The sequence below is a fragment of the Pseudooceanicola endophyticus genome, assembly GCF_018760365.1.
Taxonomy (GTDB): domain Bacteria; phylum Pseudomonadota; class Alphaproteobacteria; order Rhodobacterales; family Rhodobacteraceae; genus Pseudooceanicola; species Pseudooceanicola endophyticus.
The window spans coordinates 42005-54545 of record NZ_JAHIAB010000013.1; the positions used below are offsets into that span (position 1 = coordinate 42005).

The following is a 12541-nucleotide window of genomic DNA, read 5'->3' on the forward strand; positions in this document are numbered from 1 at the left end:
CCTTGCGGCCCCCCGCGGCCCCTCCGCCCGGAGCGCCACATGGACTATACCGTCATCGTCATCCTTGAGATCCTGCGGGCCATTTCATGGCTCGTGATCCTGGCTGCCGGCCTTGCCATCATCTTCGGCATGATGAAGGTCATCAACTTCGCCCACGGGGAATTCCTCATGCTGGGCGGCTACATCACCATCATGTCCCACAATGCGGGCGTGCCGCTGTGGATCTCCATCGCGGTGCTGGCGCCGCTGACGGTGGGTCTGTTCGGCATCCTGGTCGAACGGCTGGTGATCCGACACCTTTACGGGCGCATCATCGACAGCCTGCTGGCCACCTGGGGGCTGAGCCTGCTGATGATCGGCGGCGTCACCATGGTGTTCGGCAATACGGTGCAGGGGGTGTCGACCCCGCTGGGCAGCATCGCCATCGGCGCTTACCAGGTGCCGGGCTACAACCTGCTGCTGATCGTCGTGGCGGCGCTGCTGATGGCGGCGATCTGGGCGCTGCTGCGCTATACCTCGGCCGGGCTGATCGCGCGGGCCACCATGCAGAACCCCGATATGGCCGAGACCCTGGGCGTGCGCACCAGCTGGGTCTACATGGCGACCTTCGGACTGGGATCGGCCGTCACCGGGCTGGCCGGCGGGCTGCTGGCGCCGCTGACCGGGGTCGCCCCCTCGATGGGCGTCAACTTCGTCGCGCAAAGCTTCATCACGGTGATCACCGGCGGCGCCTCGATGATCGCGGGCACGCTTTCGGCGGGGACGCTGCTGGGCACGATCAGCCAGGGCGTGACCTTCGCCACCGGGCCGGTCTGGGGCGATGCCGCCCTGCTGCTGGCGGCGCTGGTGCTGCTGCGGGTGCTGCCGCAGGGCATCACCGGGCGCATCTTCCGCAAATCCCTCTGACCCGCCCAAGGACCTTTCCATGGAAACCTCTCTTCACCGCGACGCCGGCTTCTGGGTCATGATCGCCATCGGCCTGGCGCTGCTGGTCGCCGGCCCGCTGGTCTGGGACCTGTTCCAGATCATGCAGATCACCCAGTATGTCGTGCTGTCGGTCTACGTGCTCTCGCTCTCCTACATCTGGGGCTTCGGCGGCATCCTCAGCTTTGGCCAGGCGGCCTTCTTCGGGCTTGGCGCCTATACCTTCTCGGTCGCCTCGATCAACATGGGGGAAACCACCTTTCCCTTCCTGCTGGCCTTCGGCCTGCCGGCGCTGTTCGGCGCGGCGCTTGGCTATTTCATGTTCTACGGCAAGCTTTCGGACGTCTACATGGGCGTGGTGACCATGGTCGTGACGCTGATCTTCTGGAAGCTGATCAACCACACAGCCGGGCCCGAATACGCCATCGGAGACGCCCGGCTGGGCGGCTTCAACGGCATCCCCTCGGTGCCGGTGCTGAACGTGCCGGGCAAGCCCGAGGCCTGGCTGGACCCGGGCCAGATGTTCCAGGTCTTCATGGCCATCCTGGTGATCCTCTACATCGTGCTGCGCACGCTCATCGCCTCGGATTTCGGGCGCGTCTCCCTCGGCATCCGCGAGAACGAGACCCGCGCGGCGCTGCTGGGCTATGACGTGCGCCGCCACAAGGTGATCGTCTTCGCCATCGGGGCGGGCATCGCGGGCATGGCGGGGGGCATGTGGGCCACCTACCAGACCTTCGTCGATCCCAATGTCTTCTCGCTCGAGATGTCGGCCAAGGCGCTGATCTGGACCATGGCGGGGGGCGTCGGCACGCTGGCCGGTCCGATCATCGCGGTGGTGGTGCTGCAGTACCTGTCGCTGAAGCTGGGGGAAATGCATGTGCTGAACAACAACTTCATCCTGGGCGGGATCATGATGGTCCTGGTGCTTCTGGTGCCCAAGGGCGGCCTGCCGACGCTGCGCGACGCGCTGGTCGCGCTGAAGGCCCGCACCCCCGCCGCACTGCAAAGGTGACCTCCGATGTCTGAACCGACCCCGATCCTGACCACCGAAAAGCTGGTGATGCAGTTCGGTGGCGTCACCGCCGTCGATCACGTCGATTTCTCGCTGAACCCCGGTGAGCTGCGCTGCCTGCTGGGGCCGAACGGCGCGGGCAAGTCCACCTTCTTCAAGTGCCTGACCGGCCAGCTGAAACCGACCTCCGGGACGATCCGCCTGAACGGGCAGGACATCACCGGATGGGAAACCCACGCCATCGTCAACCTCGGCGTCGGCATCAAGACCCAGGTGCCGAACCTTTTCGACGGGCTGTCCGCCTATGAAAACATCCGCATGGCGGCGCGGCGGCGGCACCTGAAACCCATGGCGAAGGAGCGCGCCGAGGAGATGCTGGAGAAATGCGGCATCACCCATCTGGCCCGGCGCGAGGTCGGCCTGCTGGCCCATGGCCAGCGCCAGCTGGTCGAGCTGGCCACCGTGCTGGCCCCCGCCCCCGCGCTGGTGCTGCTGGACGAACCCGCCGCCGGCATGACCGGGGCCGAGCGCGACCGGCTGGCCGATCTGGTGCTGGAAACCGCGCGCCGCGCGGCGGTTGTGGTGGTCGAGCACGACATGGCCTTCATCCGCCGCATCGCGAAATTCACCACCGTCTTCAACCGCGGCGCCATCTTCCGCGAAGCGATGATCGGCGACATCATGACGGACCGCGCGGTCCAGGAAATCTATCTGGGGAAACAGGCCGATGTCGCTGCTTGAAATCCGCTCTCTCAAGGCCGCCTACGGATCGGTCCCGGCGCTGCACCAGGTCGACATGACCGTCGCCCCCGGAGAGGTGGTGGGCGTGCTGGGCCACAATGGCATGGGCAAGACCACCCTGCTGCGTGCCATCATGGGCTTCGTGAAGGTCACCGGCGGCGACATCCTGTTCGACGGGACCAGCCTGAAGGGCCAGGCGGTCAATGCCCGCGCCCGGGCCGGGCTGGGGCTGGTGCCGCAGGGCCGGATGATCTTTCCCACGCTCAGCGTGCGCGAGAACCTCGAAAGCGGCATCGCCGGGCAGCGCGACCGTGATCAGGTGATCGAGGAGATCCTGACGCTTTTCCCGCGCCTGACCCGCCTGTTGGAGCGCAACGGCGGCGCGCTTTCGGGAGGCGAGCAGCAGCTTCTGGCGTTGGCGCGCTGCCTGTGCCGCAAGCCGCGCCTGATGCTGCTGGACGAGCCGACCGAGGGGATCCAGCCCTCGATCATCGACGAGATCGCCGAGACCCTGCAACAGCTCAGCCGGAGCACCGACATCACCATCGTCCTGGTTGAGCAGAACCTGGAATTCATTACCGGTCTTTCGGACCGGGTCTACGCGATCTCGAACGGGGTGCTGGACCGGCAGATCCCGAAGGATCAGCTGACCGACAGCGGCGCGGTCAGCGCCTTCATGGGCTTCGCGGCCTGAGCGGATCCCCCGCGCGAAAAGACCCCCCGGCGCCCGCAGGCTCCGGGGGGCTTTGGCATGTCCGCGGGATGCGGCCGCGACATGGAGTTTGGGCAACGAGGTGTCCGGGGCCGCAGGGGCCCCGGACGGGGTCAGGTCATTCGGCGGCGCTGCGACGGGCGGTACCGGCCTCGATCAGCGCCAGCACCTCCTCGGTGGTGCGGATGTCGGCCGAGATCGGATAAAGGCTGTCGAGCGTGCCGTTGTGTTCGGCATCGTTCAGCGCGGCATTGCCGTCGGCCACGAAGATCACCCGGTAGCTCAGCTGGTGGGCATCGCGCGCCGTGGTTTCCGAGCAGCAGTTGGTCACGGTGCCGGTGATCAGCACGGTATCGACGCCCAGCGATTGCAGCACCGCGTCCAGATCGCAGGTCCCGGCGATGAAGCCGCTGAAGCGCGTCTTGTCGAGCACCGGATCGCCCTGCGCCACGTCGAGGCCCGGCCAGAGGTCATGGGCGTGATCGCCCCGGGTAAAGCCCTTCGCCAGCCCTTCCGAGAATGGCTTGCCCAGCATGTCGCCGTACCAGCTGGTCCAGGGGCGGGCCTCTGCGGCGTCAAAGGTATAGCGCAGAAAGACATTGTGGCCGCCGGCAGCACGCAGGGCGCGCGACAGGGCATTGACGTTGGGCACGATGTCGCGCGCGACGGGCACTTCGGAGACGGCGCCGACCTCCATGAAGCCGTTCTGCAGGTCGACGACGACATGGGCCGTGCGGGTCGGGTCGATCGCCTCGTAGGCATGGTCGCGACCGTCGCGGTTCTTGCGGCCGCGCTCCAGCGCGGCGTCGGACATCTTGATCTTATGCATGATTTCCTCGTTGCTGTTCGGACGGCGGCCCCTCCGGATCGCATCGGGGGCCAGCCGATGTCCGATCATAGCAAATCGATTAGTCATTGGAACCGGTGACGTTGATCCACCGCGCTCCCGGCGCGGAATTGCCCGGCGAACCGGCACCTTTGCCCGCCGAGGTGGTCCCCGGGATCCGGACAGCCGGCCAGGCTTCTGGAGACCAGCGATTTCCAGATGAAAGCCTCCGGTCGATGAACACGGCCTACAGGCCGAGGAGGATCACAGCGCAGGCAAGGGAAACGCCGCTCTGAGGCCGCCGCCAGATGGCAAGGCCGCGCGCCATGCCCTACTTGCCGGAGGCGGCGGTGCAGGTCGTGATGGAGGGCCGGTGAAATTGGGCGCCCCTGACCCGATCAGCCGGCCCTGGCGGTCCCGGAGGCAGGTACGCGGCCTCCTCCGGGCCTTCGAAACCGGGTCTGGGCAGGAATCGGTATCGGCAAGGCGATGCGCTGCCACGACACCGGGCACCCGCTTGCGGCGCCCGGAGGCGGACCTCCGGGCGGGGCCCGTCGGGTCCCTGACCTTCAGGCACCGGCAGGCGCGACAGCCCGGCCGGGCAGCGCCGCCAGCCTGTCCGGGACAGGGCAACGGCCTTGGCAGGTGCACGGTTCAGCCAACCTTGCTCCCGGCCATGAACTGCTCCACCGTCGGGGTGACCCGCTCGAACTGGTCCAGCTGGCGGGCGTAAAGATGGCCCCCGAGGCGGCCAACCGCGTCGATACCGATCTGGTCGACATGGAGCGTTTCGGGGTCCACCAGCGTTTCCCGCACGAACATCCGCTTCACCTGGCCCAGCACGATGGTGCGCGCGGGACTGACCGGGACGGTCTGCATCAGGTGGCATTCGAAGGCCGCCGGCGCCGCGAGGATGCGCGGACAGCGGACAGTTTCCCCCGGCGCCGTTTCCAGCCCCGCGACCGACAGCTCATCCACGTCGGGCGGAAACTTGATCGAGCAGATCTCCATCCCGTCGACAAGCGCCTGATCCGAGATATGCACCGTGAACTCGCCCGTCGCCAGGATGTTGGCGGCGGTGTCCTTGGGGGTGCCATCGGGCTTGTGCTCGATCCCCACGGCCATGATCGCGGGATCATGGGTGAGGATGTTGAAGAAGCTGAAGGACCCGGCGTTCGGCGTGCCGTCCTGCGCGACCGTGGTGATCAGCGCGATGGGACGCGGGATCACGGTGCCGATCAGCAGCTTGTAGCGCTCTTTCGGGGTCAGCTCGGCGAAGTCGAAGGAACGGCTTTTCATGCGGGCACCCGATAGGTTTCAAGAGGGGTATGGCGCGACAGGTTCTCGAACCCGTCGGCGGTCACCACATACATGTCGCCGATGTTGCAGCCTGCGGACTGCGGCTCCAGCCACTGGGTATGCAGCACGAAGACCATGCCCTCTTCCAGCTTGTCGTAGTTGTGGGACGAGATGTTGAAGGCGTTCTGCCCGCCCGCCATGCCGACCGAATGGCCAAGGTTGGGGTTATGCGGCCCGAAGGTGGCCGGGTAGACATGCATCAGCTTGCGGCCCTGCGCCTCGTAATCGGCATCCGGCACATACTGGCGCGGGATCTCGCGCGGGGCGCCACCCTCGGCGGTGGACCAGTTGTAGGGCATGGTGCGGGCCTCGGCGTCGCTCAGCATCCCGGCCTCGATGTAGCTCTCGAAGGCGGCGTTGTTCAGGTCGCGCACCAGCGTGCCGGGCTTGATCAGCTTTTCGGCAGCCTTCACGCCACGGGTGCAGGCGTCCAGCACCAGTTCCTGCCGGTCGGTCAGATCGCCGAAGGCGAACATGCGCGCGGTCTGGGCGGTGTAGCCCTGATAGGTGACGTTGGAGACATAGAGGTTCGCCAGATCGCCCCTGCGCATGACATGGCCGTAGGGCTTGCCGCAATGGGTGCCCCACTGGTTCGCACCGATCTGGTAGCCATCGCCGGTTTCACCGCCGCGCGCCATCTGGGCCATGGTGAAGGCGGCGTAGATCTCGTAATCCGTCACGCCGGGGCGTGCGACATGATAGGCCGCCTGCGTCGCGATCGAGATCAGCTGCGCCGCGCTGCGGAACTGGGCGATCTCGTTCACCGTGCGGTTGCGCTGCATCCGGTCGAGGATGGCGTGCTGGTCGGAGATCTTCGCTTTCGGCATTTCCGCAACCAGCCCGGCGCGGAAGGCGGCAGAGCGCTTGTCACCGATGAAGCCGATGCTGTCGGCCTTCAGATCCCGCAGGATGCCGACCAGCGCCTTCATCGTCAGGGCGCCCGAGTCGCCGGGGATGTCCGCATATTCGCGCCCCACGGCACCGATCTGCAGGATGCGGTCCACGCCCACCGGTTCACCGCCCGGCGGCAGGATCACGGACTGGGTGAAGAAGGAAAGCAGCACCGGCTCCTTGCCCTCGTCCACCGGCACGATCAGCACGCCTTCGCGCATCCAGTCGCAGAGGTAGCGCAGGTAGGCATGGGCGGCGTGGAACCAGCCGACGCTGTCGCAATGCACGACCACGGCGTCCAGACCGGCCAGCACCGCCTCGCGCTTCAGCTTGCGCATCCGCTCGGCATATTCGGAGGGCGGGATCGGCATCGCCGGGGCGAAATCGAAATCCGGTTCGAAATCGCCCAGCAGGCGTTCGATCGAAGGGACGGCGCGGGTAAGATGCGCATTCATGTCAGGGATCCTTTCCGAAAGGGCGGGTCAGCGGGCATCGCGCCCGCCGAAGCGTTGCAGGGTGATGAGCAGGAGGGCGGCGGCCAGGATCAGCAGGCCCGAGACGGCGGCGACGCGGCCATCGAGGCTTTCCTCCAGCATGGCGAACAGGCGCATCGGCAGCATGGTCTGGCCCGGATTGCCCAGGAACAGCGTCACGTCCACATTGTCGAGCGACTGCATGAAGACCAGGAAGGCCCCCGCGAAGACCCCCGGCAGGATGCCCGGCAGGCTGACCCGGACGAAGGTGCGCAGGCGGGAGGCGCCAAGGGTGGCCGAGGCTTCCTCGAGCGAGACGCTCTGCCGCTGCGCGAGGCCCAGCACCGTGCGGAACATCAGCGGCGCGAAGACCATGCTGTGGCCGATCAGGATGGTCCAGAACGAGGTGCCGAGGCCCAGCAGGCTGAGCGCCAGCAGCGCCGAGAGCGAATAGACCAGCGCCGGCAGCACCAGCGGCGCCAGCAGCACCGGCTCTACGGTCGAGGTCAGGCGGCGGGGCCCCCGGGCCAGGGCCAGCGCCGCGGGGGCGGTGATCAGCGTCACCACCACCACCGTTGCCAACGCCACCTTCAGCGAATTCAGCGCCGCCAGGTGCAGCGGGGCCGATTTCACCGGATCCAGCAGCGCCGCATACCAGCGCAGCGACAGGCCCTTGGGCGGAAAGGCCAGCGTCGCGCCGCTGTTGAACGACATCAGCAGGGCGACGCAGATCGGCAGGACCAGGTAGGCCAGCATCAGCAGGCCGCCGCCCCAGACGAAGATCCGGTAGCTCCAGGCGCCGAAGCCCGGTTCAAGGGTACGTTTCTCAGCCATGGGCCTGAAGCCGCTCGTTGCGGGACAGCAGCGCCAGAGCCAGCATCACCAGCCCCGTCGAGGCCAGCAGCAGGATCGAGATCGTCGCGGCCATCGGCCATTGGAACAGCACGCCGACCTGGCGGTAGACATATTGCGGCAGGAAGATCAGCCGCGCGCCGCCGATGACGCTTTGCGTGACGTAGGAGGTGGTGGCACCGGCAAAGACCAGCACCCAGCCCGCCAGCACCGCCGGCAGGATCTGCGGCAGGATTGTGGTGAACCAGGCGCGCCAGGGGCCGGCGCCAATGGTTTCGGCGGCATCCAGCGTGGCCCGGTCGGCGCGGTTGATCACCGCGAAGACCGGCAGCAGCAGGAAGGGCATCTCGATCTGGACCAGGGCGATGATCAGCCCCGGTTCCGTGTAGAGCATCGAGATCGGCCGCTCGACCAGGCCCAGCCCCGCCAGAGACTGGCCGATGGGGCCGTTGCGCCCCAGCAGCACGACCCAGGCGAAGGTGCGCACCACGTTCGAGGTCAGCATCGGCAGCAGCGTCCCGATCAGGATCAGCCCCCGCATCCGCCGCCCGGCATGCCAGTAAAGCATGACAAGCGGCAGGCACACGAGGCTGACCAGCGCGGTCACCCGCAGCCCCAGCCAGAGCGTGTCGAACAGCACCTTGCGCGAGAAGCCGTCGGAGAGGAAGGTCGCGAAATTGCCGAACCCCCAGCTGCCGTCGGGTCCCCGCAGGCTGATGCCGAACAGCAGCACCAGGGGGCCTGTGAAGAACAGGACCATGGCCAGGATCAGCGGCCAGGCGGGTATCAAGTTCTTGCGGATCATCGCGACCTCCCTTGCTTCACATTGCGACGATGCGGTCGAACTGCTCGGTCCAGGCGGCGCGATGCTTGTTGATCGCCACCCAGTCGGGATAGGCGGCCTTGGCCACCTCTTCCGGCGTGATGAAGGCCGAGATCTCGTCCGAATAGGGCACGTCGGTGTTCATCGGGATCATCGCGGTCGGCGCCTTGGCCATCTGCGTCTGAGCCGCCGCCGAGATCGCCGCGTCCATGTAGGCATAGACGCCATCGGGATTGCTGGCGCCCTTGACCATGTGGATCGTCACCGGCACCGCGGGCACGCCGCTGGCGGGCTTGGCGAACTTGCAGTTCAGCCCGAGGTCGTTCAGATGCGCCACGTTCCCGGTCGAGCACATGAAGACCGCGATCTCGCCCTGCTGGTACAGCGCCATCTGGTTGTCGCCCGAGGTCGCGATGGTCAGCTTGTCGATATTCTTGGCGATCAGCTCCCAGACCGGCTGCATGTTGTCGTAGCTGCCGCCGTAAAGCTTGTTGATCTCGGTCCAGGCCATGACGGCGGCGTTCTGTTCGAAACCGGTGAAGGCCACCAGCTTGTCGTATTGCGGATCCTCGAACAGCGCCTTGTAGCCGGTGGGTTCGTCGACCATGTCGGGGTTGTAGGCGATGCCGTTGATCTCGATCGTGACATGGGGGCCCCATGCGCTCTGAGCCGCCGGCATCAGCTTGTCCCAGTTCTTCAGGCGGGTCGGGTCGATCTTCTCGATCAGGTCGTTCCGGATCAGCACGTCGGTCTGACCGGGCGACACCAGGATCGCGTCGTAGGGCGGGGCGTTGCGGCTGGCCATCAGCTTGGCGATCTGGTCCTGGGCCAGGGCCGGCGCGATGGTCAGATCAAAGCCCTCCTGCGCCTGCGTCGGCGTCAGGGTGCTGCGGTAGGCGTCTTCCCAGCTGCCCGGGAAGGTGGCGGCGACGATCTTGCTGCCGGCGGCGCGGGCCGGACGGATCAGCGCGGGGGTGGCAAGGGCCGAGAGACCCGCAAGGGTGAAGGCCCGGCGGGTCAGGTCGAGGGTCATGTCAGTCTCCGATCAGAGGGGTTGGGAAAACGTGCAGTCGGGTCGTGTCGGGAAGAAGGTGAAGGATTTCACCGCGTTCGGGGCGGCAGGCGTCGTCGCGCGGGATCAGCGCCTTCAACGGCGTGCCGCAGACCAGCGAGGCATCGAGCAGCAGCGAACGCCCCATCAAGCCCTTTCGAACCGGGCGCGCAGGGTGCCGGGGTGCCGGCGGACGGGAGGCTCAGGTCCTCGGGGCGGGTGGTGAGCGTGACATCGGTGCCGGGCACGAAGTTCAGCGGCCGGTTCAGCGCCAGCGCGCTGCCATCGGCGGTCCGCAGCTGGGCATCGCCGGTGATGGTGGCCCCGATCCGCTTCGCATTGCCGATGAAGCCGTTGACGAAGAGGCTGGCGGGATGGTCGCAGACCTCTTCCGGGGTGCCGACCTTTTCCACCCGTCCGTCCTTCATCACCACCAGCTGGCCGGCGACGGCCTGGGCCTCTTCCTGGTCATGGGTGACCATGACGGTGGTGATGCCGACATCCTCCTGCATCCGGACCAGCTCGGCCTGCAGCTCGGCCCGCGCAGGGCAAGTTCGAGGGCGCCGAAGGCGCTCGTCCATCAGCAGGGAGGCGGGGTCGATGGCCAGGGCGCGGGCCACCGCGACGCGCTGCTGCTGACCGCCCGACAGCCGGGACGGGAAACGGTCCGCGAAGGCGGTCAGGCGCACCAGTTACAGCAGGCGGGCGACACGTTGCCTGCGTTCGGGGCGGGACAGGTGGGCCAGGCCGTAGGCCACGTTTTCCGCCGCGGTCATGTGGGAAAACAGCGCGAAGTTCCGGAACACCATCCCCAGCTTGCGGTGACGGACCTGCGCCCGGGCCAGATCGCGGCCCTGCAGTTCGATCCGGCCCTGGTCCGGGGTGATCAGGCCCGCGATGGGCCGCAGAATGGTGGATTTGCCGCAGCCCGAAGGCCCCAGCAGGGCGACGACCTTGCCGTCTGCGGCGTCGAAACTCACGTCATGAAGAACCTGCTTGTCCTCGTAGCTGTGATTGACGTTCCTGATCTGCAATCCTGTCCTGGCCATGGCTCGGGGGTCTCCGCCGGTTGCGAACTGTTGTGAGTCCAGCCATGCGGGCAAAGTATTCGCAAATCTTTTCGAATATTTTTACGGCAGTATTTTCGCGAATTATTTGACCAAGAACTGTCGACGTGATGCAGCCATAGGCGCTATGAAAACGAAAACTTGCGCTTTTCGAGTCCCCGCCGCCAAATCCAAAGCAGTTTCAGGACCAGCTTGCGGGGCGCGCCTTCCATGAAAGACGACATAATTCTGTCCGACGACATTTCCGAAGTGATCTGCGCAACCCTGCGCGCCGCGTGCTGGAGCTTGCGGTGATGGTTTCCCTGCCCGGACGGCTTGGAAAGGCAGAGCTGGAGGCGCTGGAGGCCGCCGTGGACGTCGAACGCCGGGTCCATGCGGGCGACGATTTTACCGCGAAGAAGCGGATTGCAGGCGATTTCGACCATATTCTGGCCGGGTTCACCGGGAATGGCGTGCTGATGGCCATGTTGCAGAACGTGCTGACGCGGCTGTCGCTGGTGAACGCGCTTTATGACCGCGAACAGGGCTGCGGCCGCGGCGTGGCCCAGCACGAGGCGATCGTGGGCCACCTCAAGAGTGGCGATTTCGATAGTGCCCATGCGGCCATGGCCGCGCATCTGGACGAGATGGAAAGCAGCATCGCCTATGAGGGCGTCGATGGTGAGAAGGATGTATTCCTGGCCATCCTTGAACGGATGACGGCCAAGGGCTGAAGGGCCGCGGGGTTTCCAAACTGCCCGGGACTGCACAAAGTCGATCAGGAAACAGTTTCACATAAACTTTCGAACATTGGGTAGCGCGTGAATTCTGATCCTGCAGCGTCGAGCAACGGCGCGCCCGACAACAGGGCTTCTCCTCATGCACATGCTCTCAAAGTTGACCCTCGGCCCGGTGCTTGCCGCCCTCCTCGTTGCCTCCGGCTCCCATGCCCAGGGCAGGGGCGAAACCATGATCGCCTCTGCCAAGGTCGCGGCCCTTCCCGGTGTCACCGCCACCCCCGCGCTGTCCGCCAGGCTGCCCGCCGACATCCGCAAGGCCGGTGTCCTGCGCATCGCCACCGACCTGACGCCGCCGATCAGCTTCCACGATGACAAGGGCAATCTGGTGGGCATCGACGCCGACATCGCCGCCGCCCTTGGGGTGATCCTGGGCCTGAAGGTCGAGATGACCGACCTTGGCGCCGGGGCCGGGATCGTCCCGGCGATCCTCTCCAAGCGGTTCGACATGACCGTTTCCGGCATCAATGACGATCCGGAGCTGCAAAAGCAGGTCGATGTCATCGACTACATGTACGACGCCACCACCATCATGGTGCAGCAGGGCAACCCGCTGGGCATTACCTCCATGGAGGATCTCTGCGGCAAGCGCGTCGCCGTGCCCGTCGGCACCTTCCAGAACCGCCTGGTGACCCAGTTCGCCGAAAGCTGCGCCGCGCCGATGCAGATCATGTCCCTGCCGAAGATGCCCGACGTGCTGCAGGCCGTGCGCACCAAGCGCGCCGATGCGACGGTCAATGGCTATGCAACCAGCGTCTACACCACCGAGAAACAGATCGGCAAAGGCGTCGGCCTGCAGGCGCTGCCCGACATCCGCCTTGCCGTTGGCTACCTCGGCATGCTGACCTCGAAGGACAATCCCGAGCTGCGCGACACCGTGGTCGCGGCCCTCCAGCAGATGGTCGATGCAGGCGGCTACGCCAGGATCATGCAGAAATGGGGCCTTGGCCCGCTTGCCGTTGATACCGTGAAGGTCAACGACGCGGCAGCCCTGCCCCAGGAGTAAGCGACATGGCCGCGCCTGTGGGGAA

At 66.3% G+C, this 12541-nt stretch carries 12 protein-coding genes and 1 pseudogene; 6 read left to right on the forward strand and 7 right to left on the reverse strand.

The window, feature by feature from the left end:
• Positions 1 to 39 precede the first annotated feature (39 nt).
• From KM176_RS19730 to KM176_RS19745, 4 genes are read left to right on the forward strand one after another with little or no spacing between them, the layout of a single operon-like run.
• Complete coding sequence (locus KM176_RS19730; RefSeq protein WP_160895594.1) at positions 40 to 906, forward strand: branched-chain amino acid ABC transporter permease; 867 nt, start codon at positions 40 to 42, stop codon at positions 904 to 906.
• 19 nt (positions 907 to 925) lie between these two features.
• Positions 926 to 1939: an ABC transporter permease subunit gene (locus KM176_RS19735; protein WP_160895593.1), complete on the forward strand. Its 1014-nt coding sequence runs from the start codon at positions 926 to 928 to the stop codon at positions 1937 to 1939.
• 6 nt (positions 1940 to 1945) lie between these two features.
• The gene (locus tag KM176_RS19740) at positions 1946 to 2680 is read left to right on the forward strand and encodes an ABC transporter ATP-binding protein (RefSeq protein WP_160895592.1); all 735 of its coding nucleotides are present in this window, start codon (positions 1946 to 1948) and stop codon (positions 2678 to 2680) included.
• Positions 2667 to 3374 (forward strand): ABC transporter ATP-binding protein, encoded by a 708-nt coding sequence (locus KM176_RS19745; RefSeq protein ID WP_160895591.1) that lies wholly within the window; start codon positions 2667 to 2669, stop codon positions 3372 to 3374. The genes KM176_RS19740 and KM176_RS19745 overlap by 14 nt, the downstream gene beginning before the upstream one ends.
• Positions 3375 to 3510: 136 nt before the next feature.
• Here KM176_RS19745 and KM176_RS19750 read toward each other — a convergent pair whose 3' ends face one another.
• From KM176_RS19750 to KM176_RS24985, 7 genes and pseudogenes are all read right to left on the reverse strand, one after another.
• Positions 3511 to 4221 carry a cysteine hydrolase family protein gene (locus KM176_RS19750; RefSeq protein ID WP_160895590.1) on the reverse strand — a complete coding sequence of 237 codons (711 nt, stop codon included), beginning with the start codon at positions 4219 to 4221 and terminating at the stop codon, positions 3511 to 3513.
• A 651-nt stretch (positions 4222 to 4872) separates the two neighbouring features.
• The gene (locus KM176_RS19755; RefSeq protein ID WP_160895589.1) at positions 4873 to 5517 is read right to left on the reverse strand and encodes a flavin reductase family protein; all 645 of its coding nucleotides are present in this window, start codon (positions 5515 to 5517) and stop codon (positions 4873 to 4875) included.
• A complete protein-coding gene (locus KM176_RS19760) occupies positions 5514 to 6923 on the reverse strand; it encodes a M24 family metallopeptidase (RefSeq protein WP_160895588.1) in 1410 nt (469 codons plus the stop codon). Before KM176_RS19760 ends, KM176_RS19755 begins: the two co-directional genes overlap by 4 nt.
• A gap of 27 nt (positions 6924 to 6950) precedes the next feature.
• Positions 6951 to 7775 carry an ABC transporter permease gene (locus KM176_RS19765; RefSeq protein ID WP_160895587.1) on the reverse strand — a complete coding sequence of 275 codons (825 nt, stop codon included), beginning with the start codon at positions 7773 to 7775 and terminating at the stop codon, positions 6951 to 6953.
• A complete protein-coding gene (locus KM176_RS19770; RefSeq protein WP_160895586.1) occupies positions 7768 to 8598 on the reverse strand; it encodes an ABC transporter permease in 831 nt (276 codons plus the stop codon). The genes KM176_RS19765 and KM176_RS19770 overlap by 8 nt, the downstream gene beginning before the upstream one ends.
• Positions 8599 to 8614: 16 nt before the next feature.
• Positions 8615 to 9649, reverse strand: coding sequence for an extracellular solute-binding protein (locus tag KM176_RS19775; protein ID WP_160895585.1), 1035 nt, complete (start codon positions 9647 to 9649; stop codon positions 8615 to 8617).
• A gap of 68 nt (positions 9650 to 9717) precedes the next feature.
• Positions 9718 to 10716 (reverse strand): annotated as a pseudogene (locus KM176_RS24985) (ABC transporter ATP-binding protein).
• A gap of 293 nt (positions 10717 to 11009) precedes the next feature.
• Here KM176_RS24985 and KM176_RS19790 point away from each other — a divergent pair.
• Positions 11010 to 11447 carry an FCD domain-containing protein gene (locus KM176_RS19790; RefSeq protein WP_311136174.1) on the forward strand — a complete coding sequence of 146 codons (438 nt, stop codon included), beginning with the start codon at positions 11010 to 11012 and terminating at the stop codon, positions 11445 to 11447.
• Positions 11448 to 11592: 145 nt separating this feature from the next.
• Entirely contained in the window at positions 11593 to 12516 is a 924-nt protein-coding gene (locus KM176_RS19795) for an ABC transporter substrate-binding protein (RefSeq protein ID WP_160895581.1), read from the forward strand.
• Positions 12517 to 12541: the final 25 nt, after the last annotated feature.